This is a genomic window from Blastochloris sulfoviridis (genome assembly GCF_008630065.1).
GTDB classification, from domain to species: Bacteria; Pseudomonadota; Alphaproteobacteria; order Rhizobiales; family Xanthobacteraceae; genus Blastochloris; species Blastochloris sulfoviridis.
The window spans coordinates 1-26583 of the sequence record NZ_VWPL01000013.1 but is presented as its reverse complement, the minus strand read 5'-3'; the positions used below and the strand labels follow the sequence as shown (position 1 = coordinate 26583).

Here is a 26583-nt window from a genome sequence, read left to right as displayed (position 1 = left end):
TCATCGTCAAGACATGGAATGGTGCGAATGATTCGCGGTCTCGACCACGTCGTGCATTGCGTCCGCGATCTTGAGGCCGCCGGGGCGACCTACCAGCGGCTCGGTTTCCAGGTGGGCGTCGTCAACCGTCACCCTTGGGGCACATGGAACCGGGTGGTGCAGATCCCGGGCTTCTTCATCGAGCTGCTCAGCGTCGGCGAGTCCGACAAGATCGTGCCACCGCAGCCACGCCATGTGTCGTTCGGCGCCTACAATCGCGATTGGGCGCTTCGCAACGGCGAGGGGCTGTCGTGCCTGGTGCTGGAGACTGACAACGCCCGCACTGCGGCGCAGGGTTTCCGCGCCTCGGCGGTGGGCGATTACGAGCCATTCCACTTCAGCCGCCAGGGCCGGCGGCCTGACGGCAGCGCGGTAACGGTGGCGTTCACGCTGGCGTTCGCCGCCGACACCGGCTCGCCGGACGTCTGCTTTTTCGTCTGCGAGCAGCACTTTCCCGAAAATTTCTGGAACCCGGCGTTCCAGGTTCACCCCAACGGAGCCACGGCGGTACGCGGTATCGTGCTGGTTGCCGACAACCCCAGCGATCACCATGGCTTTCTCGGCAGCTTCAGCGGCCGGCGCGAGATGCACGCCACCAGCCTCGGCCTCGTCATCCGGACCGCGCGCGGCGAGATTTCGGTGATGGAGCCGTCGGTGTTCGCCCGCGTCTATGGCTGCCCGGCGCCGGTCACGGCGTCCGGCCTGCGGCTCGCGGCGCTGCGGTTCGCGGCCTCCGACCTCGGCCTCGCCCGCACGGTGGTGGGCCGTCTCGGCATCGAGACGGGGCGCGGCGCTTTGGTGGTCACGCCGGCCCACGCCCACGGCGCGGCGCTGGTGTTCGAGCAGGCGTGAACCCACAAGCCGGCTGCCGGGCAAGGATTTCGAGAACCGCCCGAAACGCAGCCTCCGGCCCCCCGGGGGCCGGAGGTCGTTTGGTTGGATCAGGCCAGCGCCTTCAGCGCCGCACGGCCGGCATAGCGGGCCTGGGAGTCCAGGTCCTCTTCGATGCGGATGAGCTGATTGTACTTGGCGAGCCGGTCCGAGCGGGCGAGCGAGCCGGTCTTGATCTGCCCGCAATTGGTGGCGACCGCGAGGTCGGCGATGGTCGAATCCTCGGTCTCGCCCGAGCGGTGGCTCATCACCGCGGTGTAGCCGGCCTTGTGGGCCATCTCGACGGCGGCCAGCGTCTCGGTCAGCGAGCCGATCTGGTTGACCTTGATCAGGATCGAGTTGGCGAGGCCGCCCTTGATGCCGGCCGCGAGGCGCTCGACATTGGTGACGAACAGATCGTCGCCGACGAGCTGGCACTTGGCGCCGATCAGGTCGGTGACGATCTTCCAGCCCTCGAAATCGTCCTCGGCCATGCCGTCCTCGATCGACACGATCGGGTAGGCGGCGGCGAGCTTGGCGAGGTATTCCGCCTGCTGTTGGGGCGTGCGCTTCACACCCTCTCCTTGATAGACATAGGCGCCGTCCTTGAAGAATTCGCTGGCGGCAGGGTCGAGAGCGATCGCGACCTCCGCGCCGGCCTTGAAGCCGGCCTTCTCGATCGAGGCGACCACGAAGTCGAGCGCCGCCTCGGCCGACGGCAGGTTGGGGGCGAAGCCGCCCTCGTCGCCGACATTGGTGTTGTGGCCGGCGTCCTTGAGCGCCTTCTTGAGCGTGTGGAACACCTCGGCGCCGATCCGCACCGCCTCGGCCACGGTCTCGGCGCCGACCGGCATGATCATGAATTCCTGGAAGTCGATCGGATTGTCGGCGTGCACGCCGCCATTGATGATGTTCATCATCGGCACCGGCAAGAGCCGCGCCGAGGTGCCGCCGACATAGCGGTAGAGCGGCAGGCCGCAGGCGGCGGCGGCCGCCTTGGCGGTGGCCAGCGACACGCCGAGGATGGCGTTGGCACCGAGCCGCGACTTGTTGGGCGTGCCGTCGAGGGCGATCATGATCTCGTCGATCTTGACCTGATCCTCGGCATCCAGGCCGCCCACGGCGTCGTAGATCTCGTTGTTGACGGCATCCACCGCCTTGCGGACACCCTTGCCGATATAGCGGCTATTGTCGCCGTCGCGCAGCTCGACCGCCTCATGGGCGCCGGTCGAGGCGCCGGACGGCACGGCAGCGCGGCCGAACGAACCGTCCTCCAGCCGCACGTCCACCTCCACGGTCGGATTGCCTCGGCTGTCGAGGATCTCACGGGCGATAATGTCGACGATCGCGGTCATGGAACGCCTGCCTGTCTGGATGGGACGATGTAATCGGAAACACGGAGGGTCGAGCCCGCTCATACAGGATCGAACCGGCCTGGGAAACCCGCGCTTCCGTCTGTCGCCACGGTTGGATAGGAGAAAATCATGACAGATGAATCTCTCCAGCTTGGCCGCCACGTTCCCTTGCCCGCCTCGCCCGACCGGGCGCTGCTGGAGCGCGTGCCGAACCCCCACTCCGATACCAATTACGTCGCCCGCTTCACCTGCCCGGAATTCACCTCGCTGTGCCCGGTGACCGGCCAGCCGGATTTCGCGCTGCTGGTGATCGACTATGTGCCCGGCGACTGGCTGGTGGAATCGAAGTCGCTGAAGCTCTATCTGGCGAGCTTCCGCAACCACGGCGCCTTCCACGAGGACTGCACCATCGCGGTGGGCAAGCGGCTGGCCGGGCTCTTGGAACCGCGCTGGCTGCGCATCGGCGGCTACTGGTTCCCGCGCGGCGGCATGCCGATCGACATCTTCTGGCAGACCTCGGCGCCCCCGGAGGGCCTGTTCATCCCCGATCAGGGCGTGCCGCCCTATCGCGGACGGTGACGGAAGCGTTTTCCGCAAAAGTGGGAACCGGTTTTGCGATCAGAAAACGCGACAAAACAAAACATCTAACCCAAAGCATCGAGCAATGCCGTGACCTCCGCGCCCGGATCTGGCGCCCGCATCACGCCGCCCATCACCGCGATGCCGGCGGCACCGGCCTCCAGGCAGTCCGGCAACCCCTGCGACGCAATGCCGCCGAGCGCAATCACGGGGCAACCGGCGGCGGCCACCATCGCCTTGAGGCCGGCGACGCCCAGCGCCGGGCCGTAGCCCGGCTTGCTGGCGGTGAGGAACACCGGCGCGGCGATGACGTAATCAACCGCCGGGTCGGCGGCGCCGGGGCGGTGCTGCGAGATACCGACGAGTGTGCCCGGCCCCAGCACGGCGCGGGCATGCGCGGCATCAAAGCCATCGGGCAAATGCACGCCGTCGAGCCCGGCCTCCGCCGCAACCTCCGGCGCGCCGTGCAGGGTGAGCGTAGCGCCGAAGCGGCGGGCAATTGGCAATAGGCGTTGCGCCAGCGCCACCTGCTCGGCCGCCGGCAGGTCCTTCTCGCGCAGGCTGGCCCAACGGCAGCCGGCGTCAAACGCCGCCGCCAGCACCTCATCGAGCGGCCGGGCGGCTTGCCTGCGGTCGGTGATCAGCAGCAGCGGCGGCGACGGCAGCGGCATGTCACCGCGCCCCCGTCATCGCCTTCGGAGAGGTCGAGGCTCGCCTCGTCACGCCCCGACGAGGCCCACGGTCGGGCTCGACGGGTTGGCCTGGAACTGCCGCGGAATCCGGCCGGCGAGCCGCGCCATGCGCCCGCCCTCCACCGCCGCCTTCATGGCCATCGCCATCTTCACCGGATCGGCGGCCTTGGCGACGGCGGTGTTGAGCAGCACCGCGGCGCAGCCAAGCTCCATCGCCTGGGCGGCGTCCGAGGCGGTGCCAAGGCCGGCATCCAGGATCACCGGCACGGCTGAGCGCGCACAGATCACCTCGATCAACGCCGGGTTCTTGATGCCGTGGCCGGAGCCGATCGGCGAGCCGAGCGGCATCACCGCCGCCGCGCCGGCATCCGCCAGCTTGCGGCAGGTCACCGGGTCCTCGTTGCAGTAGGGCAGCACCACGAAGCCCTTGTCGACCAGGATGCGGGTGGCGGCGACCGTGCCCTCGACGTCCGGATAGAGCAGCTCCTTGTCGCCGATCACCTCCAGCTTGATCCAGTTGGTGTCGAGCGCCTCGCGCGCCAGTTCTGCGGTCAGCACCGCTTCCTCGACCGTGTAGCAGCCGGCGGTGTTGGGCAGGAAATGATAGCCGGCGAGCTTCTCGATCAGCGGCGCATCCTCGCCGGCGAGGTTCATGCGGCGGATCGCCAGCGTCACCATCTCGGTGCCGCTGGCCTTGAGCGCCGCAAGCAGCGTGTCGTTGTCGGGGTACTTGCCGGTGCCGAGGAACAGCCGCGAGCTGAAGGCGCGGCCGGCAATCGTCAGCGTGTCGGTCATATCGTTGTTCTTCCTTGGATATTGCTATTGCGGCTGTTCTTGCGGTGCCGCCGGTCGGGGAGCTTGCGGGGCGGAGCGCCGGTCAGCCGCCCTGGCGGGCCAGCACGATCTCGACGGCGTCGCCCGGCGCCAGCGTCACCGTAGCCCAGTCGGCCCGCCGTACCACCGCGCCATTGACGGCGACCGCCACGCCACGCCCATCGGCGGAGGGCGCGTGCTCGGCGATCAGGGCGGCGAGCGTCGCGGCGCACAGCGGCGTCTCGGCACCGTTCAGGCGGATGGTCGGCTCAGGCATGGCAGGTCTCCGGCGGGCCTGACCGGGGATGACGTGCAAACGGGGCGTGCGGTGATGGCATCGGCGCCTCCCTTCGCTGGCATGACCCAGACAGGTTCGATGGGTGTGATCTCAGCCGCGCATCTGCGCGGCACCCCAGGCACTCTCAACATCGGCGATCCGGCGGCCGTCCGCAAGCACCCGCCGCCGGAACCGCCCATCATTTCTTCGGTACGACCTTTGGCGCCACCACCGCCAGCACCAGCAGCACGACGCCCGAGGCCAGGAAGGCGGCGGGATAGCCGAACGCGGTACGGGTGAGGCCGAACAGCACCGGCCCCATCGCATTGCCGACGAAGAAGGCAGCGGCGAACAGCGACACCGCCAGCCCGCGCGCGGTCGGCGCAAGCTCGGTCGCCTGGGTCTGGAACATGTTGTGCATGAAGTAGAACAGGCAGCCGCACACCACCATGGTGGCGATGTCGACGAACCATGGCTTGGGCAGCACCAGCACCAGGAGCATCAGCGCCATGCCGATGCCGCCGATGCGGATCATCGTGGCCGGGCGCAGGCGGCGGATCAGCAGGCCGACGACGACGCTGAACACGATGCCGCCGATTCCGAAACCGCCGATCAGGAGCCCGGCCTCGCTCGGCCCGCCGCCGCCATGGCTGATCAGGAAATCGGCGATGAACGGGAAGCCGCCGAACATCGAGGCGCCTTCCAGCGCCACGCAGGCGAACAGGGTCAGCGCCCGCGGATTGGTCAGCACGATGCGGTAGTTGGCCATGATGGTGGCGAGGTTCGGCCGCTGCCGCGTCACCCCCTGGCGCGGGCGCAGCATCAGGCTGACCAGCACCGCCGCCACGGCGGCCACCACGCAGGCCGAGCCGAACACCGTCCGCCAGCCGAACTGCTCGGCGACCACGCCGGCGCTGGCGCCGCCGACCATCTGGCCCAGGATCACCGCCGAGATGAATCGGCCGAGCGCGATTGGCCGGCTCGCCATCTCCACCCGGTCGCCGATCGCCGCCATCGACAGCGGGATGATGCCGCCGGCCACCAGGCCGGTCAGCAACCGCAGGCCGAGCAGGCTCTCGAAATCCGGGGCGAACGCCGACAGCGCCAGGGCCACCGCCAGCGCCGCCGTGGCGATGCTGATCATGCGCGCCTTGCCGATCGCGTCGCCGATCGGCCCGAGGATCGGCTGGCCGATGGCGTAGGTGATGCCGTAGGCGGTCGACAGCAGCGCCACGGTGCCGACCGTCTGCCCGAACGTGTCGGCGAGGATCGGCACCACCGGGTCGGTCGCCCGCATGGTGAAGGCGCTGGCGAAGCCGGCGAGGCCCAGAATGACGATCAGGCGCGTGGGGTATGCGCTCGGCGCGGGGGAGGGGGTCATTGGCGTGCCAATCGCGGAATCAGCCGGCCGGCCGGCGGCTCCGGGCACCAGCCTTGGCGAGGGCGTCGAAGGCCATCAGCTCGGCGAGAAGCGCCTCGAACTCGGCCAGCGGCACCATGTTGGGCCCGTCCGAGAAGGCGCGGTCCGGGTCGGGGTGGGTCTCGATGAACACGCCGGCAACGCCCACGGCCACGGCCGCGCGCGCCAGCACCGGCACGAACTCGCGCTGGCCGCCGGAGGCGGTGCCCCGCCCGCCCGGCTGTTGCACCGAGTGGGTGGCGTCGAAGATCACCGGCGCGCCGGTCTCGGCCAGGATCGGCAGCGCCCGCATGTCGCTGACCAGCGTGTTGTAGCCGAACGAGGAGCCTCGCTCGGTGACCAGGACATTACCGTTACCCGCGCTCGTAACCTTGGCCACGACATTCGCCATATCCCACGGCGCCAGGAACTGGCCCTTCTTGACGTTGACCACCTTGCCGGTGGCCGCCGCGGCCAGCAGGAGATCGGTCTGCCGGCACAGGAAGGCCGGGATCTGCAGGATGTCCACCACCTCGGCCACCGGCGCGCACTGGCCGGCGTCGTGCACGTCGGTCACGACCGGCAGGCCGGTCGCCTCCCGGATCTCGGCGAACACCGGCAGGGCCGCGGCCATGCCGATGCCGCGGGCGCCGCTGGCGCTGGTGCGGTTGGCCTTGTCGAACGAGGTCTTGAACACCAGGGGCAGGTTCAGCCGGGCGGCGATGTCCTTCAGCGCGAAGGCCACCTCCAGCGCGTGGCCGCGGCTTTCCATGGCGCAGGGCCCGGCAATGACGGCCAATGGCAGATGATTGCCGAACCGGACGCCGCCGGCCTCGACCACAGGTTTCGGTGCAGTCATCGTCCACCCTCCCGTACGCGATAGACCGAGGTCAGCCGCCCGACCCCACCTGAGCGGTCGGGTACGATGCAAAATCCCGCCGGCCGCGGCACCCAGCCGGTGGCTGGGCGTGCCTCGATACAGACCGGGTAGCGGTCTTCGCACGGGGTGCGTTCGTTGTAGAGGGGACCGGCGCCGCGCGCCACGTCGTCGGCGCGCAGGAATGCCATGCGACAGACGTCGGGCGCGAGGCCGGCGGCGACGCACGCCGCCTCGCTGGCAACCACGGTGCCGCCGACGCACTCGCCGCGCCACATGGCGACCGCGATCACCACGCCGGTGAACGCGATCAGCGCGAGGACGAGAAACCTGATGATCCGCAAACCTGCCCTCGAATTCCTCGCGCCCGAAGAGACCGTGCAACGGCGTCAACTGCTGGCCCGCATCAACACGGCCAACATAGAGCGCCGGCCGCCGAAAAGGAGACACGATCCGCATTCGGTCGGTCGAAGCGCTTCGCGCCTTCGCCGACCTGAGCCCCGGGACGGGACTCGTTTTCGACTTCGCGACTTCGTTAACGAGGAGTCAACCGCCGCCGTGCGAGTGTCGCGGCATGGTCGTCCGCCCGCTGGTTCGCCGCATCCTCTCGACCCTGCTGCTGTACAGCGTGACAGCGGCGGGAATCGCCTATTTCGCCTTCCATGGCTGGACCGGCGACCATGGTCTGCAGGCCAAGCGCGGCTTCGAGATCGAGATGGCGCGTTTGCATGACAGCCTCGCCGCGGTGCGGGCCGAGCGCGCGGCGATGGAGAAGAAGGTCGCGCTGCTGCGCCCGCAGTCGCTCGACCCGGACATGCTGGACGAGCGCGCCCGCGCCCTGCTCAACTGGACGCATGCGAACGACCTGGTGCTGATGAAGCGCTGGGGCGCCGGCACTGCCGCGCCCGCCGCCGCCGCGCATTGAGCTGCAGGACGCACCAGGGTCCAGACCCCTTGCGCATTCTCCGGACGTCTTGACGCGGCTGCGGCAAGGCTTTGCCTGTGCGCGCCCAATGGATTGCGCAACAGGCGCCCGGCGTGAGGCGCAAGGCGCCCGCACCAAAAGTATAGGTGCCCGAACCGCACCCCCATCTATCTGGAGAAATTCGAAAATCCTGGCGGGGGCAGGTCGTCCGCGAAGCTTGGTTCCGGCGCAAAATGGACTATAACTTCACCCAATTCACATTCGGGAAACGCCACGATTGGGAGACGTGCATGGCTGTCGCCAAGGAGAGCGGCGCGGGCGCTTCGGCGGTCCGGCGGGGCGCCACCAAGCCGGACGTTGCGGAGCCGGCCGAGGCCGCCGCCGCGCCGGCCGGGTTCACCCGCGAGGAGGAGCTCGCCGCCTACCGCGACATGCTGCTGATTCGCCGCTTCGAGGAGAAGGCCGGCCAGATGTACGGCATGGGCCTGATCGGCGGCTTCTGCCACCTCTATATCGGCCAGGAGGCGGTGGTCGTTGGCATGCAGATGTGCCTGGAGCCCGGCGATCAGGTGATCACCGGCTACCGCGACCACGGCCACATGCTGGTGGCCGGCATGGATGCGAGAGGGGTGATGGCCGAGCTGACCGGGCGGCGCGGCGGCTACTCCAAGGGCAAGGGCGGCTCGATGCACATGTTCTCCATCGAGAAGGGCTTCTATGGCGGCCATGGCATCGTCGGCGCCCAGGTCTCGCTCGGCACCGGGCTCGCCTTCGCCAACCGCTACCGCGACAATGGCAAGATCAGCCTGGCCTATTTCGGCGACGGCGCGGCCAACCAGGGCCAAGTCTATGAAAGCTTCAACATGGCGTCGCTGTGGAAGCTGCCGGTGGTCTACGTGGTTGAGAACAACAAGTACGCCATGGGCACCTCGGTCAGCCGCTCCTCGGCCCAGCCCGACTTCTCCAAGCGCGGCATCTCGTTCGACATTCCCGGCGAGCAGGTCGACGGCATGGATGTGCGCGCCGTGCGCGCCGCCGGTGCCCGCGCGGTCGCCCACGCCCGCTCCGGCCACGGGCCGTTTATCCTGGAAATGCTGACCTACCGCTATCGCGGCCACTCGATGTCCGACCCCGCCAAGTACCGCGCCAAGGACGAGGTGCAGAAGATGCGGGAGGAGCACGACCCGATCGAGCAGGTCCGCGCCCGCCTGATCAACAACGCCTGGGCCAGCGAGGACGAGCTGAAGAAGGTCGACGCCGAGGTGCGGGCCATCGTCAATGAGGCCGCCGAGTTCGCCACCGTCGAGCCGGAACCCGATCCGTCGGAGCTTTACACCGACATTCTGCGCTGAGCGCACGAGCGCTCGATCCCGATTTCCGTTTGCCGTTCCGATAGGACAGGGTTCCGCCATGCCCATCGACATCCTGATGCCCGCGCTCTCCCCCACCATGGAGAAGGGCAACCTCGCCAAATGGGTCAAGAAGGAGGGTGATCGCGTCAGGTCCGGCGACGTCATCGCCGAGATCGAGACCGACAAGGCGACCCTGGAGGTCGAGGCGGCCGACGACGGCGTGCTGGGCCGGCTCTTGGTGCCCGAGGGCACCCAGGATATCGCCGTCAACACCCCGATCGCGCTGCTGCTGGGCGAGGGCGAGGATGCCTCGGCGCTCGACGCGGCGCCTCCGGCCCCGCCGCACGCCAAGTCCGCGCCGCCGCCGGCAGGACGCACCAATACGGACGCCAAGCCCGCCCCGGTGGTCGAGGTGGTGCGACCCGAGGGGGAGGCCACCATGAACGAAATCCCGGCCGGCACCGAGTTGGTGACCATGACCGTGCGCGAGGCGCTGCGCGACGCCATGGCCGAGGAGATGCGGCGCGACCCCGACGTGTTCGTCATCGGCGAGGAGGTCGCCGAATATCAGGGCGCCTACAAGGTCACCCAGGGGCTGTTGCAGGAGTTCGGCCCGCGCCGGGTGGTCGATACCCCGATCACCGAGCACGGTTTCGCCGGTCTTGGCGTCGGCGCGGCGATGGCGGGCCTGAAGCCGATCGTCGAGTTCATGACCTTCAACTTCTCAATGCAGGCGATCGACCATCTGATCAACTCCGCCGCCAAGACGCACTACATGTCGGGCGGGCAGATCGCCTCCTCGATCGTGTTTCGCGGCCCCAATGGCGCGGCGGCCCGCGTCGCCGCCCAGCACAGCCAGGACTTCGGCGCCTGGTACTCGCACATTCCCGGCCTCAAGGTGATCCAGCCGTTCTCCGCCGCCGACGCCAAGGGCCTGCTCAAGGCCGCGATCCGCGATCCCAACCCGGTGGTGTTCCTGGAGAACGAGATCCTCTACGGCCACTCGTTCCCGGTGCCCAAGCTCGCCGACTTCGTGCTGCCGATCGGCAAGGCCAAGGTGGCGCGCCCCGGCAAGGACTGCACAATCGTCTCCTGGGGCATCGGCATGACCTACGCGCTGAAAGCCGCCGAGGAGTTGGCCAAGAAGCACATCTATGTCGAGGTGGTGGACCTTCGCACGCTGCGGCCGATGGACATCGAGACGGTGGTCGCCTCGGTGAAGAAGACCAACCGCTGCGTGGTGGTGGAAGAGGGCTGGCCGCAGAATGGCGTCGCCGGCGAGGTCGGCATGCGGATCATGGAGACGGCGTTCGACGACCTCGACGCGCCGGTGAAGCGCATCACCGGCAAGGACGTGCCGATGCCCTACGCCGCCAACCTGGAGAAGCTGGCGCTGCCGACGGTGCAGGACGTCATCGACGCCGTTCGCGCCGTGACCTACCGGTGAGGATGCGCCATGCCCATCGACATCCTGATGCCTGCGCTGTCGCCCACGATGGAGAAGGGCAACCTCGCCAAGTGGCTGAAGAAGGAAGGTGATTCGATCAAGGCCGGCGACGTCATCGCCGAGATCGAGACCGACAAGGCGACCATGGAGGTCGAGGCCGCCGATGACGGCGTGCTGGCGAAAATCATGGTGCCGGCCGGCACCGCCGACGTGCCGGTCAACCAGGTGATCGCCGTCCTGGCCGGGGAGGGTGAGGACGTAGCGGCTACCGCGAGCGCTACATCGGCCAAGGCCAGCGCCGCGCCCTTGGGGGCTGCGAGTGGCGAAACCACCAAGCAATCCAAGACGCAAGCCGCAATACCGGACTCGGAGCCTGCGCAAGGCCCGGCATCCGCGCAAGGCGAAGGTTTGATGGCCGCCCCGGCCGCCGCGTCGGCGAAATCGAACGGCCGGGTGCTCGCCTCGCCGCTGGCGCGCCGGCTGGCGCGCGAGGCGGGCCTCGACCTTTCCACCGTCTCCGGTTCCGGTCCGCGCGGCCGCATCGTGATGCGCGACATCGCGGCTGTCCGCGGCGTCGCGACGGCGGCGCAGCCAACCACCCAGCCCGCCGCGGTGCCCGCCCCGGTTGCTGGCGAGGCGCCCCGGTCGCTGCCGGTCCCGGCCTCCGACGCGGCGATCCGCGCGATGTATGCGCCGGGCTCCTTCGAGGAGATCCCGCACGACACCATGCGCAAGGTGATCGCGCGCCGCCTGACCGAGGCCAAGACCACCATCCCACATTTCTACCTGACGGTGGATATCGCGCTCGATGCGCTGCTTGCCTTGCGCGCCACCATCAATGCCAACGCGCCCAAGGGGCCGGATGGCGAGCCGGCCTTCAAGCTCTCGGTCAACGACTTCATCATCAAGGCGCTGGCGCTGGCGCTGCTGCGCGTGCCGGATGCCAACGTCACCTGGACCGAGGGGGCGATGCTGCGCCACCGGCAGGCCGATGTCGGGGTGGCGGTGGCCATCCCCGGCGGCCTGATCACCCCGGTGGTGCGCGACGCCGGCAGGAAGCCGCTGTCGGCGATCTCCAATGAGATGAAGGACTTCGCGGCGCGGGCGAAGACGCGGCGGCTGAAGCCGGAGGAGTACACCGGCGGCGCGACCGCGGTGTCCAATCTCGGCATGTTCGGCGTCAAGGAGTTCGCCGCGGTGATCAACCCGCCGCACGCCACGCTGCTGGCGGTGGGCGCCGGCGAGCCGCGGCCGGTGGTGAAGGACGGCCAGCTCGCCGTCGCCACGGTGATGAGCGCGACGCTGTCGGTCGACCACCGCGCCGTCGACGGCGCGCTTGGCGCCCAGCTTCTGGCCGCGGTCAAGACCTATCTCGAGGCGCCGGTGACCATGCTGGTGTGAAGGCCGCCCGCGCCCCATATCCGGCAGGTATGATCGAGGATGCCATGGCGGAACCGGAAGATATGATCGTGCCGATGCTCCGCGAGATGCGGGAGGAGGTGCGACGAGGGTTCGAAGAGGTCGATCAGCGTTTCAAGGCTATTGAAACCCGCTTTGACGCTCGCTTCGACGGCATAGATGGCCGCCTTCGGACACTCGAAAAGCTCGTCCGTGCCCAGCGCGAAGCCTTCGAGGGCGAGAGCATTCTTGGCCGCTATGCTGCGAAAGAGGTCGAAGAACGGCTGGCTGAACTCGAACGCAAGGTTGCCGCACTCGAATCCCGGTCCTGATCCCTCACGCGGATTCCACATGACCCCCTATGACGTCCTGATCATCGGTGCCGGCCCCGGCGGCTACGTCACCGCCATCCGTGCCGCGCAGCTTGGCCTGAAGACCGCGATCGTCGAGCGCGAGCATCTGGGCGGGATCTGCTCAAACTGGGGCTGCATCCCCACCAAGGCGCTGCTGCGCTCGGCCGAGGTGTATCGAAACCTGAAGCACGCCAGGGACTTCGGCCTCTCGGTGGACGGCGCGCGCGTCGACTTTCCGGCCGTGGTCAAGCGATCCCGCGCGGTCGCGACGCGAATGAACACCGGCGTCGGCTTCCTGATGAAAAAGAACAAGATCGACGTCATCTGGGGCGAGGCGCGGCTCACCCGCCCCGGCGAGGTCGCGGTCGGCCCCGCCTCCAAGCCCGCCATCCAGCCGCAGACCCCGCCGCCCAAGGGCACGCTCGGCCCCGGCACCTATCAGGCCAAGCACATCATCATCGCCACCGGCGCGCGGCCGCGCGTGCTGCCGGGGCTGGAGCCCGACGGCCGGCTGGTGTGGAGCTATTTCGAGGCGCTGAAGCCGGAGCGCATGCCGAAATCGCTGCTGGTGATCGGCTCGGGCGCCATCGGCATCGAATTCGCTTCGTTTTTCCACACGCTCGGCGCCGAGGTCACGGTGGTCGAGGTGCTGCCGCAGATCCTGCCCTTCGAGGATACCGAGATCGCCGCCTTCGCGCGAAAAGCGTTCGAGAAGGCGGGCATGACCATCCTCAGCGGCGCCAAGGTGACGGCGCTCGACCGCGGCGACGACAGCGTTACGGTTACCATCGACACCGAAACGGGTCGCCGCGAGATCGCCGCCGAGCGTGTTCTCTCCGCCATCGGCGTGGTCGGCAATATCGAGAATGTCGGTCTTGAAGACGTTGGCGTGAAGACCGAGCGCGGCACCATCGTCATCGACGAGATGTGCCGCACGAATGTCCCCGGTCTCTACGCCATCGGCGATATCGCCGGGCCGCCGATGCTGGCCCACAAGGCCGAGCATGAGGGGGTGATCTGCGTCGAGGCCATTGCCGGGCTGCATCCGCACCCGCTCGACCGGCGGATGATTCCCGGCTGCACCTATTGCCATCCGCAGATCGCCTCGGTCGGCCTCAGCGAGGCGCGCGCCAAGGAGAAGGGGTTCGAGGTGCGGGTGGGGCGTTTCCCGTTCGTCGGTAACGGCAAGGCGGTGGCGCTCGGCGAGGATCAGGGGCTGGTCAAGACCGTGTTCGACGCCAGCACCGGCCAGCTTCTCGGCGCGCACATGGTTGGCGCCGAGGTCACCGAGCTGATCCAGGGTTTCGTGGTGGCGATGAATTTGGAGACCACCGAGGAAGAGCTGATGCACACCGTCTTTCCGCATCCGACGCTCTCCGAGACCATGAAGGAATCGGTGCTGGATGCCTATGGCCGGGCGTTGAATATGTGACGTACTGTCAGCACCGTCCCGTCACGCGGTCGCCCAAAATCCTGCGTCGCCCAAAATCCTGCAAAATATCCTTCGGCATGTTTCGGCGCGGTCGATTCGCGAGCTTGAAGCGACCGCACCCGCACGTCAGCAAATAGTCAGTTCGAGGAAAAGCATGCACGCCGACGAAGCTACGGAGTTCATGGAAGCCGAAAAGGCCGAGGATCGTTTCAAGAGGCGCTGCGCTGTCCTCATCTCGATCTTCGCCATGCTGCTGGCGATCACCAGCCTTGGCGGACAGAATGCGGCGAAAGAGGCGACGATGAACAACATCATGGCCGCCAATTATTTCAGCTTCTATCAGGCGAAGAACATTCGCCAGACGGATTTGAACATCGCCGCCAACGAATTCGAACTGGCCTGGGCCAGCAATCCGGCGCTGTCGGACGATGCCAAGGCGGCGCTGGCCGCCAAGGCCGCCGAGTATCGCCGCACCGCCGCCCGCTATGAGAGTGAGCCGGACACCGGCGAGGGCAAGAAGGAGCTGATGGCCAAGGCGCGCGAGCACGAGGCGGTGCGCGACCGCGCCATGCAGCAGGATCCCTATTTCGATTATGCCGAAGCCTTGCTGCAGATCGCCATCGTGCTGATTTCGGTGGCGATCGTCGCCGAGATCGGGCAGCTCGCCTGGCTGGGCGGCCTTCTCGGGCTGGTTGGCGGTATTTTGATGCTGAACGGCTACTTCCTGCTGATCGCAATCCCCGGCTTCGGCTGAGCGCGCGGCGCCGCCTGTCAGCGGCGCTCGGTCGCGTGTCCTTGCAGCGCCGCGGGCGCGAACATAAGAGAGGCGGAACGCCGGGCGTGGACCCCGGTGGGAGGGCTGACAGATGGTCGTGGTGGTCGACACACGGAAGGACCGGGGTCCCCGCCATCCCGAGAAGGCGCACCGGCCGGACCAGCCGGTCCAGAGGAAGCCGGACTGGATCCGGGTCAAGGCGCCGGGCTCCCAGGACTGGGCGAAGACCGGCGCCATCGTCCGCGGCAACCGGCTACATACGGTGTGCGAGGAGGCCGGCTGCCCCAATATCGGCGAATGCTGGGAGGCGAAGCACGCCAGCTTCATCATCATGGGCGACACCTGCACGCGCGCCTGCGCCTTCTGCAACGTCCGCACCGGGATGCCGGGGCCGCTCGACGCGGCGGAGCCGGAGAACGTCGCCGGCGCCGTGGCCGAGCTCGGCCTCGCCCATGTGGTGATCACCTCGGTCGACCGCGACGACCTGCCGGACGGCGGTGCCGGCCATTTCGCCGCGGTGATCGGGGCGATCCGTGCCCGCGCGCCGGCGACCACCATCGAGGTGCTCACCCCGGATTTCCTGCGCAAGGACAACGCAGTCGAAACGGTGGTCGCGGCCCGCCCCGACGTGTTCAACCACAATCTTGAGACGGTGCCCTCGAAGTATCTCACCGTGCGGCCGGGCGCGCGCTATTTCGCGTCGCTGCGCCTGCTGCAGCAGGTAAAGGAGATCGATCCGGGCCTCTTCACCAAGTCGGGAATCATGCTCGGCTTCGGCGAGGAGCGCAACGAGGTGCTGCAGGTGATGGACGACCTGCGCGCCGCCGATGTCGATTTCATCACCATCGGCCAGTATCTGCAGCCGACGCGCAAGCATCATCCGGTCGTGCGCTTCGTGCCGCCCGACGAGTTCAAGAGTTTCGAGACCGTCGCCTATGCAAAGGGCTTCCTGATGGTCTCGGCCAGTCCGCTGACCCGCTCCTCGCACCATGCCGGCGAAGACTTCGCCCGGCTGCGCGCGGCGCGGGCGGCCAAACGGTGATGCTGATCGCATGACGACCTTTCGTACCGTCCGCCGCGTCCGGCATAGTGCCTTGGATATGTTCAAACTTGTGGCCGACTGCGAGCGCTATCCGCAGTTCCTGCCGTGGTGCCAGTCCTGCCGCATCCGCCGCCGCCTGCCGAGCGGCGTCGAGGGGGTGGAGACCGTCATCGCCGACATGACGGTGGGCTTCCGCGCCATCCGCGAAACCTTCACCAGCCGCGCCACCTTCGATATCCCGAAGATGTTGATCTCGGTCGAATACCTCGACGGACCGTTCAGCCACCTGGAGAATTCCTGGAGCTTCAAGACGATCGACGAGAAGCAGACCGAGGTCCACTTCTTCATTACGTACGAGTTCCGCTCGCGTGCGCTCAGCCTGCTGATGGGCGCGATGTTCGACGCGGCCTTCCGCAAGTTCTCCGAGGCCTTCGAGCACCGGGCGGATCAGCTCTATGGCCGGAACTACCGCGGCATCTCCGCCAGATCCTGAAGCAATTCCAAGGCCTTGAGGGTCGCGGCCCGGCGCACGCCGGCCCGCCCGATCTCGCCGAACCGCGCCTCGTGGTGGAGGACGGTGCCCGCGCGCGCGGCCGCCGCGAAATGGACGAGGCCGACCGGCTTGTCCGCCGAGCCGCCGCCCGGCCCGGCAATGCCGGTGATCGCCACCGCAAGAGCGGCGTTGGAGTGCTCTAGCGCGCCGTTGGCCATCGCTGCGGCGACGTCCCGGCTCACTGCGCCGCATTTGGCGATCATTGCGGCGGGCACGCCGAGCATGTCCGACTTTGCGTCGTTGGAGTAGGTGACGAACCCGCGGTCGACCACGTCCGACGAGCCGGCGATGCCGGTCAGGGCCGCCGCCACCAGCCCGCCGGTGCACGATTCGGCGGTCGCCACCGTCAGGCCGCGGGCGCGGCAGGTGTCGAGCAGGTGCGCGGCGGCGCGCAGCAGGTCGTCGTCAATCATGGACTCCCCATGGCAGGCGGACGGTGGCGCTGGCCAGCGCGGCGATGCCCTCGCGCCGGCCGGCGAAACCGAGCTGCTCGGTGGTGGTGGCCTTCACCGACACTCGCTCGACCGGCAGGCCGGTGATGCGGGCGATCGAAGCGCGCATCGCCTCGCGGTGCGGGCCGATCTTGGGCGCCTCGCAGATCACCGTGGCGTCGAGATGGGCGACGAGCCCGCCTTGCGCCTTCACCAGCGAGATGGCGTGGGCGAGGAACTGGTCGGAGGACGCGCCCTTCCATTTGGGGTCGGAGGGCGGGAAGTGGAAGCCGATGTCGCCCGAGCCGATGGCGCCGAGCACCGCGTCGGTCAGCGCGTGCAGCACCACGTCGGCGTCGGAATGGCCGGCGAGGCCGCGGCTGTGCGGGATGACGTGGCCGCCGAGAATCACATGGTCGCCGTCGCCGAAGGCGTGGACGTCGAAGCCGGAGCCGGTGCGCACGTCGGCGAGCCCGGCCAGCAGGCGCGCTTCGGACGAGGTGAAGTCTTCGGGCGTCGTCAATTTGATGTTTCCTGGCTCGCCTGCGAACACCGTGGCCGGCAGGCCGGCCCATTCGGCCAGCGCCGCGTCGTCGGTGAAGTCGTCGCGGCCGGCCGCGGCGGCGCGGGCGTGGAGGTCCTGGATCAGCGCGAACGGGAACGCCTGCGGCGTCTGCACCGCCCGCAGCCGGGTGCGGTCGACCGTGGATTCGATCTTCTCGGCACCGTCCACCGCCTTGATGGTGTCGGTCACCGGCACGCCCGGCACGGCGGGCCCCAGCCGGCCCGCGGCGATGGCCCGCGACACCAGCGCGTCCGAGGCGAACGGGCGGGCTGCATCGTGAATGAGCACAACTTCCGGCTTATGGCCTGCCAAAGCGGCAAGGCCGGCGCGCACCGAGGCCTGGCGGGTGGCGCCGCCGATGACCGGTGCCAGCACGGAGGGCGCCGCATCCGCCAGTTGCGCATAGAGCGGGCCGTCGGCCTCGCCGATCACCGGCTGGACGACATCGACCTCCGGATGGCCGGCGAACAGCGCGAGGCTGCGCGCCAGCGCGCATCGGCCGAGCACCGGCCGGTACTGCTTGGGGACGTCGCCGCCCGCCCGCACCCCGCGGCCGGCAGCGACGATCAAGGCGGCCGTCTTCGGCCGATCGGGACGAGACTGTGACATCACGGCGCCGTGTATCGCATTTTCGCCGGGCCGTCAGCGCCGATGAAAGCCGATGAAACAGGCATCAAACGGGGCTTGATTGCCGGTGGGTTCTGACTAAACTCTGGGCATCGCCGCAAGGCGCCTAGTTAATGAGCAATTCATGGTCGAAACGGCCTCGATCGCAGGCACGCCACCCGTCAGGATCGGACGGTTGACCCTGGCCAATGGCGTGGTGCTGGCTCCGATGGCCGGCATCACCGACGCGCCGGTGCGCCAGCTCGCGCTGCGTTATGGCGCCGGCCTCGTGGTGTCGGAAATGATCGCCTCCGGCTGGCTGATGCGCGGCGAGGTCGAGGCGCGCCTGCGGGCCGAGCGGGTCGAGGGCGGCCTGCACGCGGTGCAGCTCGCCGGCCGCGAGGCGGGCCAGCTTGCCGCCGCGGCCGAACTGGCCGAGGGCGCAGGCGCCGACCTGATCGACCTCAATATGGGTTGTCCGGCCAAGAAGGTGACGGGCGGCGAGGCGGGCGCCGCCTTGATGCGCAATCTCGACCATGCCGAGCGGCTGGTCGCGGCGGTCACCGCGCGCGTCGCGGTGCCGGTCACCGTCAAGATGCGGCTGGGCTGGGACGAGGCCAGCATCAACGCCGCCGAGCTGGCGCGGCGGGCTGAGGCCGCGGGGGCTGCCGCCGTCACCGTGCACGGGCGCACCCGCCGCCAGTTCTATTCGGGCCGCGCCGACTGGGCGGCGATCGGCCAAGTGAAGGCGCACGTGACGATTCCGGTCATCGCCAATGGCGACATCGCCTCGGCGGCGGACGCGCGCGCCGCGCTCGGCGCCTCCGGCGCCGATGGGGTGATGGTGGGCCGCGCCGCCCAGGGCCGCCCCTGGCTGCCGGGCCGCATCGCCCGCGAGCTTGCGGGCGGCGCGCCGGCTGGCGATCCGCCGCTCGCCGAGCAGCGCGACGTGCTGTTGGAGCTGCACGAGGCGCTGCTGTCGCATCACGGTTGTGAGGTTGGGCTCAAGGTGGCGCGCAAGCATTTGGGCTGGGGCCTCGCGGTGGCCGCGGCGACGGCCGGGGCCGCGCCGGACGCGGCGGGCGTCTGGCGCCAGCGCGTGCTGACCGCCGCCGAGCCGGCCCGCGTTCGCGCATTGCTGGCGGATGCCTTCGCGGCGTTCGCCTGGAAGGAGGCCGCATGAGTGCCGCCGAGAAACGCAAGGCAGCCGACCGCGCCGGCGGCTTCCCCGGCCCCGATGTCGTGCTCAACGCCCTGCCGCACGCCGTGCTGACGGTCGGCCGTGACGGTTACATCCTCGACGCCAATGTCGCGGCCGAGGCGTTCTTCCACGTCTCCAAGCTGATGCTGCGCCGCCACCGCCTGACCGACCTCGTGCCGTTCGGCAGCGCGCTCTTGTCGCTGGTCGAGGACGTGCGCCTGCGCCGCTCCCCGGTCGCCGAATATCGCGTCGATCTCGGCAGCCCCCGCACCGGCGAGCGCGTCGTCGACATCTATGTCTCGCCGATGCCGGAGGATCCGGGCAGCGTGGTGGTGATGCTGCAGGAGCGCACCATCGCCGACAAGATGGACCGCCAGCTCACCCATCGCGGCGCCGCCCGCTCGGTCACCGCGCTCGCCGCCATGCTGGCGCACGAGATCAAGAACCCGCTGTCGGGCATCCGCGGCGCGGCGCAGCTCCTCGAACAGTCGGTGGAGGACCAGGACCGGGCGCTGACCCGCCTGATCTGCGACGAGGCCGACCGCATCGTCAAGCTGGTCGACCGCATGGAGGTGTTCGCCGACGAGCGGCCGGTCGATCGCGAGCCGGTCAACATCCATGCCGTGCTGGAGCACGTCAAACGCCTCGCCGTGTCGGGTTTCGGACGCAACATCCGCTTCGTCGAGGAGTACGACCCCTCGCTGCCGCCGGTGCTGGCCAATCGCGACCAGCTCATCCAGGTGTTCCTCAACCTGGTGAAGAACGCCGCCGAGGCGATCGGCCCCGAGGCCACCGACGGCGAGATCCAGCTCACCACCGCGTTTCGGCCCGGCGTGCGGCTCACCGTGCCCGGCACCCAGACGCGCATCGGCCTGCCGCTGGAGTTCTGCGTGCGCGACAACGGCCCCGGCGTGCCGTCCGACCTGCTGCCGCATCTGTTCGACCCGTTCGTCACCACCAAGCCGACCGGAACCGGCCTGGGACTTGCATTGGTGGCGAAGATCGTCGGCGACCATGGCGGGATCGTCGAGTGCGACTCGCAGCCGCGTCGCACGACGTTCCGCGTCCTGATGCCGATCTACACTGGAGGCCGTCCGGCCCCCGCCCGCCGCTAGAGCCGCCGCCGACTGGATCGGATCAGGCTCTGGATCTTTGTCTTGTCGCGTTTCGTGCGCAAAACCGGTTTCGACCGCTGCGCGATACGCTCGAGGGAGTTTTCGATGCCCGCCGGCAGCATTCTTGTCGCTGACGACGACGCCGCGATTCGGACGGTGCTGAATCAGGCGCTGTCGCGCGCCGGATACGAGGTGCGTTCCTGCGGCAACGCCGCGACCCTGTGGCGCTGGGTCGCGCAAGGCGAGGGCGACCTCGTCATCACCGATGTGGTGATGCCCGACGAGAACGCCTTCGACCTTCTGCCGCGCATCAAGAAGGTCCGCCCCGAACTGCCGGTGGTGGTGATGAGCGCGCAGAACACGTTCCTCACCGCCATCCGCGCCTCCGAGCGCGGCGCCTACGAATATCTGCCCAAGCCCTTCGACCTGAAGGAGCTGATCGCCATCGTCGGCCGGGCGCTGGCCGAGCCGAAGGGCGGGCGCAACGCCGAGGACACCGGCGAGCCGGCCGACAACATCCCGCTGGTCGGCCGCTCCGCCGCGATGCAGGACATCTACCGGGTGCTCGCCCGGCTGATGCAGACCGACCTCACGGTGATGATCACCGGCGAGTCCGGCACCGGCAAGGAGCTGGTGGCGCGCGCGCTGCACGACTACGGCAAGCGCTCGTCGGGCCCGTTCGTCGCCATCAACATGGCGGCGATCCCGCGCGACCTCATCGAATCGGAGCTGTTCGGCCACGAGAAGGGGGCGTTCACCGGCGCCAATGCCCGCTCGTCGGGCCGCTTCGAGCAGGCCGAGGGCGGAACCCTGTTCCTCGACGAGATCGGCGACATGCCGATGGAGGCGCAGACCCGCCTGCTGCGCGTGCTGCAGCAGGGCGAATACACCACCGTCGGCGGCCGCACGCCGATCAAGACCGACGTGCGAATCATCGCCGCCACCAACAAGGACCTGCGGCTGCTGATCCAGCAGGGCCTGTTCCGCGAGGACCTGTTCTTCCGCCTCAACGTGGTGCCGCTGCGCCTGCCGCCGCTGCGCGAGCGCGCCGAGGACATCTCCGACCTCGTGCGCCACTTCTTCGCCCGCATCGAGCGCGAGGGCCTGCCGGCCAAGACCATGGATTCGGGCGCGCTCGACCGGCTGAAGCGCTACCGCTGGCCCGGCAATGTGCGCGAGCTGGAGAATCTGATCCGCCGCCTCGCCGCGCTCTATCCGCAGGACACCATCACCGCCAATCTCATCGACGCCGAGCTGTCGCAGCCGGAGGCCGAGCCCGGCGCCGACCAGCCCAAGAGCGACGATTCGCTGTCGAACTCGGTGGAGCGGCACCTGACCGCCTATTTCGCCGGCTTCGGCGACCGCCTGCCGCCGCCCGGCCTCTATCACCGCATCCTGCGCGAGGTGGAGTATCCGCTGCTGTCGGTGGCGCTGGCGGCGACCCGCGGCAACCAGATCAAGGCCGCCGAGCTTCTCGGCGTGAACCGCAATACGCTGCGCAAGAAGATCCGCGACCTCGACGTGCAGGTGGTGCGCACCAGCCGCTAGGGCAGGGGCGAGGGCGTCATCCCGGGCGAGCGTCAGCGAGACCCGGGATCGCCAGTTTCGCGCCGCGTCATCCCGGGCGAGCGTTAGCGAGACCCGGGATCGCCAGTTTCGCGCCGCGTCATCCCGGGCGAGCGTTGGCGAGACCCGGGATCGTCCTCCGGAAAAGACCCCTTCCTGCAAACGATCCCGGGTCGCGCGGCGGGCGCCGCTTGCCCGGGACGACAGCCTCACGTCTGTTGTCATCCCGGGCTTGGGTGAGCTTGTCATCCCGGACGGCGCGTAGCGCCGAGCCGGGATCGTCCTCCGGAAAAGCCCCCTTCCTGCACACGGTCCCGGGTCGCGCGGCTGGCGCCGCTTGCCCGGGACGACAGCCTCACGTCTGTTGTCATCCCGGGCGAGCGTGAGCTTGTCATCCCGGACGGCGCGTAGCGCCGAGCCGGGATCGTCCTCCGGAAAAGACCCCTTCCTGCAAACGGTCCCGGGTCGCGCGGCTGACGCCGCTTGCCCGGGACGACGACCTCACGTCTGTTGTCATCCCGGGCGAGCGTGAGCTTGTCATCCCGGACGGCGCGTAGCGCCGAGCCGGGATCGTCCTCCGGAAAAGACCCCTTCCTGCAAACGATCCCGGGTCGCGCGGCTGGCGCCGCTTGCCCGGGATGACGACCTTGCATCTGTTGTCATCCTGGGCGAGCGTGAGCTTGTCTTCCCGGACGGCGCGTAGCGCCGAGCCGGGATCGTCCTCCGGAAAAGACCCCTTCCTGCACACGGTCCCGGGTCGCGGCCCTTCGGCCCTTGCCCGGGACGACGGGCCCTTCCCGCGAGATGACACCGCAATTCGCGGCAACCGGCCGCGGTCTGTCACATTTTTGCACCAGTGTTGTCGGAAAGCAGCGTTCTTCGCCAGCCGTGGCGCCGCACGCGGCCGGCGCCGTGGCAGCGGGGCGGGCCGGCAGCGGAGCTTGAGGTGGCGGTGCAACAGACGCAGATCGTGCCGGCAGCGGGCGGAACCGAGACGCTCGGCTATTCCGGCCTGAGGCGCCACCGGCTGGGGCGCATCCTCGGGCCGCTGGCGGTGATGGCGGCGCTCCTGTCGGCGCTGGCGACCTTCCTGGTGCTGGCCGGGCTGACGCCGATCGCCCCCACCCACGAGATCGTGGTCACCCTGCTGGCCACCAACGGCGCCACCGTGGCGGCGCTGCTGGCGGTGATCGCCCGCGAGGCCATCTCGCTGTGGATCGCCAGGAAGCGCGGCCGGGCGGCGGCGCGCCTGCACACCCGAATCGTGTCGCTGTTCAGCATCGTCGCGGCGCTGCCGGCGATCCTGGTGGCGGTGGTGGCCTCCATCACCCTCGACCGCGGCCTCGACCGCTGGTTCTCCGAGCGCACGCGGTTGATCGTCGAGACCTCGATCTGGGTCGGCCAGGCCTATGTGCGCGAGCACGCCGGCGGCATCCGCAGCGAGGCGCTGGCGATGGCCCAGGACATGACCCGGCTGCAGCCGATCTTCGCCTCCGACCGCGAGCGCTTCCGCCAGATCCTGACCGGGCAGGCGACGCTGCGCGGCCTGCCGGTGGCCATGCTGATCAAGCGCGACCTGTCGGTGATCGAGCGGGCCAACATCCAGATCGGCCGCGAGATCCTCATCCCGCCGAACCTGCCGGTGCAGGAGGCGACGTTGGAGCAGCCGCTGATCCAGATCATCGGCAACAACGACATCGTCGCCGCCGTGGTGCCGCTGCGCGGCTATGACGACACCTATCTGTTCGTGGCGCGGCCGATCGATGCGCGCGTCATCGACTATCTGCAGAAGACCCAGGCCAGCATCGACGAGTTCCGCCTGCTGGAGGAGCGGCGGTTCGGCGTGCAGGTGGCGTTCGCGCTGATGTATGTGGTCATCGCGCTGATCGTGCTCTTGTCGGCGGTGTGGCTCGGCCTGTCGTTCGCCAACACACTGGTGGCGCCGATCCGCCGGCTGATCAGCGCCGCAAATCTGGTCGGCGCCGGCAATCTCTACGTCCAGGTGCCGGTGCGCCGCGCCGAGGGCGACCTTGCCAGCCTCGGCGAGACCTTCAACAAGATGACGCAGGAGCTGCGCAACCAGCGCGACGACCTGATCAGCGCCCGCGACCTGATCGACCAGCGCCGCCGCTTCACCGAGGCGGTGCTGGCGGGCGTGTCGGCCGGCGTGTTCGGCCTCGATTCGGGCGGGCTCATCACCATCGTCAACCGCTCGGCCGAGAGCCTGCTGCACCTCGATGCCGCGGACGCGGTGGGCAAGCCGCTGGCCGAGGTGGTGCCCGAGCTCGCGCCGCTCTTGCGCGACGTGCGCGCCGGCTTCAGCCGGCTGGTGCAGGGGCAGGTGACGCTCGCCCGCAAGGGCCGCGAGCGGACGCTCCTGGTGCGCATCACCGGCGAGCAGTCGGCCGACCCCAACCGCGGCTACATCGTCACCCTTGACGACATCACCGACCTCGTCACCGCCCAGCGCACCTCGGCCTGGGCGGACGTGGCGCGCCGCATCGCCCACGAGATCAAGAACCCGCTGACCCCGATCCAGCTTTCGGCCGAACGCCTCAAGCGCAAGTACGGCAAGGTGATCACCACCGACCGCGACGTGTTCGAGCAGTGCACCGACACCATCATCCGCCAGGTCGGCGACATCGGCCGCATGGTCGACGAGTTCGCCTCCTTCGCCCGCATGCCCAAGCCGACGCTGGGCGAGCACGACGCCGTCGACATGGTGCGCCAGGCGGTGTTCCTGATGCAGATGGGCAATCCCGACATCGCCTTCGAGACGCACCTGCCCGACGGCCCGTTGATGGCGCGCTTCGACCGCCGCCAGCTCTCCCAGGCGGTCACCAACATCGTCAAGAACGCCACCGAGGCGATCTCCGCCGCACCGCCCGATCCGGCCGATCCGCCGAAGATCGCGGTGACGCTGACCCGGGACGGCGGCGACGTGCTGGTCGACATCGTCGACAACGGCATCGGCCTGCCGTCCGAGAACCGCCAGCGCCTGCTGGAGCCCTATGTCACCACCCGCGAGAAGGGCACCGGCCTCGGCCTCGCCATCGTCGGCAAGATCCTGGAGGACCATGGCGGCGGCATCGAGCTGGCCGACGCGCCAGCGGTCGCCAGCGGCGGGCGCGGGGCGTGGGTGCGCCTGAGATTCCGCATCGATCCGCCGGCGCCGGCCCAGCCGGCGTCCGCTCACGACGCCCGGCAGAGGTGACCACATGGCCTCCGACATTCTGATCGTGGACGATGAAGCCGACATTCGCGAACTGGTCGCCGGCATCCTGGAGGACGAGGGCTACAACGCCCGCGTCGCCGGCGACAGCGACACCGCGCTGGCCTCGATCGAGCAGCGCCGGCCCCACCTCGTGCTGCTCGACATCTGGCTGGAGGGCAGCCGGCTCGACGGGCTGCAGCTTCTCGAAATCATCAAGACCCACCACCCCGACGTGCAGGTGGTGATGATCTCCGGCCACGGCAACATCGAGACCGCGGTGACGGCGATCCGCAAGGGCGCCTACGACTTCATCGAGAAGCCGTTCAAGGCCGACCGGCTGGTGCTGGTCGTCGAGCGCGCCATCGAGACCATGCGGCTGAAGCGCGAGGTCAAGGAACTCAAGAGCATGACGCCGATCGCGCAGCGTCTTGTCGGCGCCTCGCCGGCAATGAACCAGCTTCGCGTCGCGATCGAGCGTGTGGCCCCCACCAACAGCCGCGTGCTCCTGGTCGGCCCCTCCGGTTCCGGCAAGGAGCTGGCGGCGCGCATGATCCACAACCAGTCGAGCCGGGCGGGCGGGCCGTTCGTCGTCACCAACGCCGTCACCATCACGCCCGAGCGGATGGAGACCGAGCTGTTCGGCGTCGAGGGCGGCGACCAGCGCGGCCGCAGCGTCGGCGCGCTGGAGGAGGCGCACGGCGGCACGCTGTTCATCGACGAGATCGCCGACATGCCGCGCGAGACGCAGAACAGGATCCTGCGCGTGCTGGTCGACCAGAACTTCGTGCGAGTGGGCGGCACCACCCGCGTGCACGTCGACGTGCGGATCATCTCCTCCACCAGCCGCAATCTGGAGGCCGAGATCGCCGCCGGCCGCTTCCGCGAGGATCTCTATCACCGCCTGTCGGTGGTGCCGATCCGCGTCCCCTCGCTCGCCGAGCGGCGCGAGGACATCTCCGAGCTGATCGACTATTTCCAGGAGCAGATCTCGCTGACCACCGGCCTGCCCAGGCGCACCATCGGCGAGGACGCGATGGCCGTGCTGCAGGCGCACGACTGGCCGGGCAACGTCCGCCAGTTGCGCAACAATGTCGAGCGGCTGCTGATTCTCGCCGGCGGCGACCCGGAGGCGGCGGTCAATGCCAGCATGCTGCCGCAGGATGTCGGCGCGCTGATGCCGACCATGCCCAACGGCTCGGGCGGCGACCAGATCATGCGCCTGTCGCTGCGCGAGGCGCGCGAGCTGTTCGAGCGCGAATATCTCGCCGCCCAGATCAGCCGCTTCTCCGGCAACATCTCGCGCACCGCCGAGTTCGTCGGCATGGAGCGCTCCGCGCTCCACCGCAAGCTGAAGACGCTCGGCATCGGCTGACGCATTCTCCGCAAAAGTGGGAACCGGTTTTGCGACAGAGAATGCGTCAACTCGGCAACCCGCGCATTCTCCGCAAAAGTGGGAACCGGTTTTGCGAGAGGGCGGAAGGTCGCGCCGGCGAATATGCGGTATAAAATGTCCGTATTGTTGGCTCGGCTTCTTTCTTCCCTCTCCCCTTGTGGGAGAGGGTGGCGAGACCGAGCAAGGCGAGGTCGAGCCGGGTGAGGGGTCTCCTCGAACCCGCTCGGTTTTACCCCTCACCCGCCGCGCCGGAGGTTGGTAGGGGGGGGCCCCCCCCCCCAAAGGGGGGGGGGAGAAACCGCCCCCCAACCCCC

Annotated in this window: 24 protein-coding genes, 1 pseudogene and 1 riboswitch; of the genes and pseudogenes, 16 read left to right on the top strand and 9 right to left on the bottom strand. The window is 68.9% G+C overall.

Going from position 1 to position 26583, the window contains the following annotated elements; translation table 11 throughout:
* Positions 1-18 precede the first annotated feature (18 nt).
* Positions 19-891, top strand: coding sequence for a VOC family protein (locus F1193_RS09110; RefSeq protein ID WP_246164244.1), 873 nt, complete (start codon positions 19-21; stop codon positions 889-891).
* Positions 892-980: 89 nt separating this feature from the next.
* On the opposite strand, the gene eno is transcribed toward F1193_RS09110, so the two are convergent.
* Positions 981-2264: a phosphopyruvate hydratase gene (eno, locus tag F1193_RS09105; protein WP_150097370.1), complete on the bottom strand. Its 1284-nt coding sequence runs from the start codon at positions 2262-2264 to the stop codon at positions 981-983.
* 129 nt (positions 2265-2393) lie between these two features.
* On the opposite strand from eno, the gene queF reads away from it, so the two are divergent.
* Positions 2394-2843, top strand: a complete 450-nt coding sequence (gene queF, locus F1193_RS09100) for a preQ(1) synthase (RefSeq protein ID WP_150097369.1) — start codon at positions 2394-2396, stop codon at positions 2841-2843.
* Between the two features lie 65 nt (positions 2844-2908).
* Here queF and F1193_RS09095 read toward each other — a convergent pair whose 3' ends face one another.
* The 6 genes from F1193_RS09095 to F1193_RS09070 form a co-directional block, all read right to left on the bottom strand.
* Positions 2909-3514, bottom strand: coding sequence for a thiamine phosphate synthase (locus F1193_RS09095; protein ID WP_150097368.1), 606 nt, complete (start codon positions 3512-3514; stop codon positions 2909-2911).
* Between the two features lie 48 nt (positions 3515-3562).
* Positions 3563-4330 (bottom strand): thiazole synthase, encoded by a 768-nt coding sequence (gene thiG / locus F1193_RS09090; protein ID WP_150097367.1) that lies wholly within the window; start codon positions 4328-4330, stop codon positions 3563-3565.
* Between the two features lie 82 nt (positions 4331-4412).
* A complete protein-coding gene (gene thiS, locus F1193_RS09085) occupies positions 4413-4625 on the bottom strand; it encodes a sulfur carrier protein ThiS (RefSeq protein WP_150097366.1) in 213 nt (70 codons plus the stop codon).
* 51 nt (positions 4626-4676) lie between these two features.
* Positions 4677-4773: riboswitch (TPP riboswitch) on the bottom strand.
* A 51-nt stretch (positions 4774-4824) separates the two neighbouring features.
* Positions 4825-6006, bottom strand: a complete 1182-nt coding sequence (locus F1193_RS09080) for an MFS transporter (RefSeq protein WP_150097365.1) — start codon at positions 6004-6006, stop codon at positions 4825-4827.
* 19 nt (positions 6007-6025) lie between these two features.
* A complete protein-coding gene (kdsA, locus tag F1193_RS09075; RefSeq protein WP_150097364.1) occupies positions 6026-6883 on the bottom strand; it encodes a 3-deoxy-8-phosphooctulonate synthase in 858 nt (285 codons plus the stop codon).
* On the bottom strand, positions 6880-7245 hold the full coding sequence (locus tag F1193_RS09070) for a DUF1190 domain-containing protein (protein ID WP_150097363.1): 366 nt from the start codon (positions 7243-7245) through the stop codon (positions 6880-6882). The genes kdsA and F1193_RS09070 overlap by 4 nt, the downstream gene beginning before the upstream one ends.
* 230 nt (positions 7246-7475) lie before the next feature.
* Here F1193_RS09070 and F1193_RS09065 point away from each other — a divergent pair, with 230 nt between their 5' ends.
* The 9 genes from F1193_RS09065 (at position 7476) to F1193_RS09025 (ending at position 16118) form a co-directional block, all read left to right on the top strand.
* The gene (locus tag F1193_RS09065; protein WP_150097362.1) at positions 7476-7826 is read left to right on the top strand and encodes an FtsB family cell division protein; all 351 of its coding nucleotides are present in this window, start codon (positions 7476-7478) and stop codon (positions 7824-7826) included.
* A gap of 290 nt (positions 7827-8116) precedes the next feature.
* The gene (pdhA, locus tag F1193_RS09060; protein WP_150097361.1) at positions 8117-9178 is read left to right on the top strand and encodes a pyruvate dehydrogenase (acetyl-transferring) E1 component subunit alpha; all 1062 of its coding nucleotides are present in this window, start codon (positions 8117-8119) and stop codon (positions 9176-9178) included.
* Positions 9179-9236: 58 nt separating this feature from the next.
* Positions 9237-10625 carry a pyruvate dehydrogenase complex E1 component subunit beta gene (locus tag F1193_RS09055; RefSeq protein ID WP_150097360.1) on the top strand — a complete coding sequence of 463 codons (1389 nt, stop codon included), beginning with the start codon at positions 9237-9239 and terminating at the stop codon, positions 10623-10625.
* Between the two features lie 9 nt (positions 10626-10634).
* Positions 10635-12026, top strand: coding sequence for a pyruvate dehydrogenase complex dihydrolipoamide acetyltransferase (locus F1193_RS09050; protein WP_150097359.1), 1392 nt, complete (start codon positions 10635-10637; stop codon positions 12024-12026).
* Positions 12027-12055: 29 nt separating this feature from the next.
* Positions 12056-12355, top strand: coding sequence for a hypothetical protein (locus F1193_RS09045; RefSeq protein WP_150097358.1), 300 nt, complete (start codon positions 12056-12058; stop codon positions 12353-12355).
* Positions 12356-12374: 19 nt separating this feature from the next.
* On the top strand, positions 12375-13808 hold the full coding sequence (gene lpdA, locus F1193_RS09040) for a dihydrolipoyl dehydrogenase (protein ID WP_150097357.1): 1434 nt from the start codon (positions 12375-12377) through the stop codon (positions 13806-13808).
* A gap of 154 nt (positions 13809-13962) precedes the next feature.
* The gene (locus tag F1193_RS09035) at positions 13963-14562 is read left to right on the top strand and encodes a DUF4337 domain-containing protein (RefSeq protein WP_150097356.1); all 600 of its coding nucleotides are present in this window, start codon (positions 13963-13965) and stop codon (positions 14560-14562) included.
* A gap of 112 nt (positions 14563-14674) precedes the next feature.
* Positions 14675-15625 (top strand): lipoyl synthase, encoded by a 951-nt coding sequence (gene lipA, locus F1193_RS09030; protein ID WP_150097355.1) that lies wholly within the window; start codon positions 14675-14677, stop codon positions 15623-15625.
* A gap of 10 nt (positions 15626-15635) precedes the next feature.
* Positions 15636-16118 (top strand): type II toxin-antitoxin system RatA family toxin, encoded by a 483-nt coding sequence (locus F1193_RS09025; RefSeq protein WP_150097354.1) that lies wholly within the window; start codon positions 15636-15638, stop codon positions 16116-16118.
* On the opposite strand, the pseudogene F1193_RS09020 reads toward F1193_RS09025, so the two are convergent.
* Both F1193_RS09020 and F1193_RS09015 read right to left on the bottom strand, forming a co-directional pair.
* Positions 16094-16591: pseudogene (locus tag F1193_RS09020) on the bottom strand (CinA family protein); the annotation flags it as partial. The gene F1193_RS09025 and the pseudogene F1193_RS09020 overlap by 25 nt on opposite strands.
* Positions 16584-17783 (bottom strand): bifunctional 2-C-methyl-D-erythritol 4-phosphate cytidylyltransferase/2-C-methyl-D-erythritol 2,4-cyclodiphosphate synthase, encoded by a 1200-nt coding sequence (locus F1193_RS09015; protein ID WP_150097430.1) that lies wholly within the window; start codon positions 17781-17783, stop codon positions 16584-16586. The gene F1193_RS09015 and the pseudogene F1193_RS09020, both read right to left, overlap by 8 nt.
* Before the next feature lie 142 nt (positions 17784-17925).
* Between F1193_RS09015 and dusB the strand changes: the two genes are divergently transcribed.
* The 5 genes from dusB to ntrX all read left to right on the top strand — a co-directional run bounded on the left by dusB (position 17926) and on the right by ntrX (position 26248).
* A complete protein-coding gene (gene dusB / locus F1193_RS09010) occupies positions 17926-18963 on the top strand; it encodes a tRNA dihydrouridine synthase DusB (protein WP_150097352.1) in 1038 nt (345 codons plus the stop codon).
* Positions 18960-20096 (top strand): two-component system sensor histidine kinase NtrB, encoded by a 1137-nt coding sequence (locus F1193_RS09005; RefSeq protein WP_150097351.1) that lies wholly within the window; start codon positions 18960-18962, stop codon positions 20094-20096. The genes dusB and F1193_RS09005 overlap by 4 nt, the downstream gene beginning before the upstream one ends.
* 105 nt (positions 20097-20201) lie before the next feature.
* The gene (gene ntrC, locus F1193_RS09000; protein ID WP_150097350.1) at positions 20202-21644 is read left to right on the top strand and encodes a nitrogen regulation protein NR(I); all 1443 of its coding nucleotides are present in this window, start codon (positions 20202-20204) and stop codon (positions 21642-21644) included.
* 964 nt (positions 21645-22608) lie between these two features.
* Complete coding sequence (locus F1193_RS08995) at positions 22609-24876, top strand: sensor histidine kinase NtrY-like (RefSeq protein ID WP_246164240.1); 2268 nt, start codon at positions 22609-22611, stop codon at positions 24874-24876.
* A gap of 4 nt (positions 24877-24880) precedes the next feature.
* Positions 24881-26248: a nitrogen assimilation response regulator NtrX gene (gene ntrX, locus F1193_RS08990; RefSeq protein WP_150097349.1), complete on the top strand. Its 1368-nt coding sequence runs from the start codon at positions 24881-24883 to the stop codon at positions 26246-26248.
* The last annotated feature ends 335 nt before the right edge of the window (positions 26249-26583 follow it).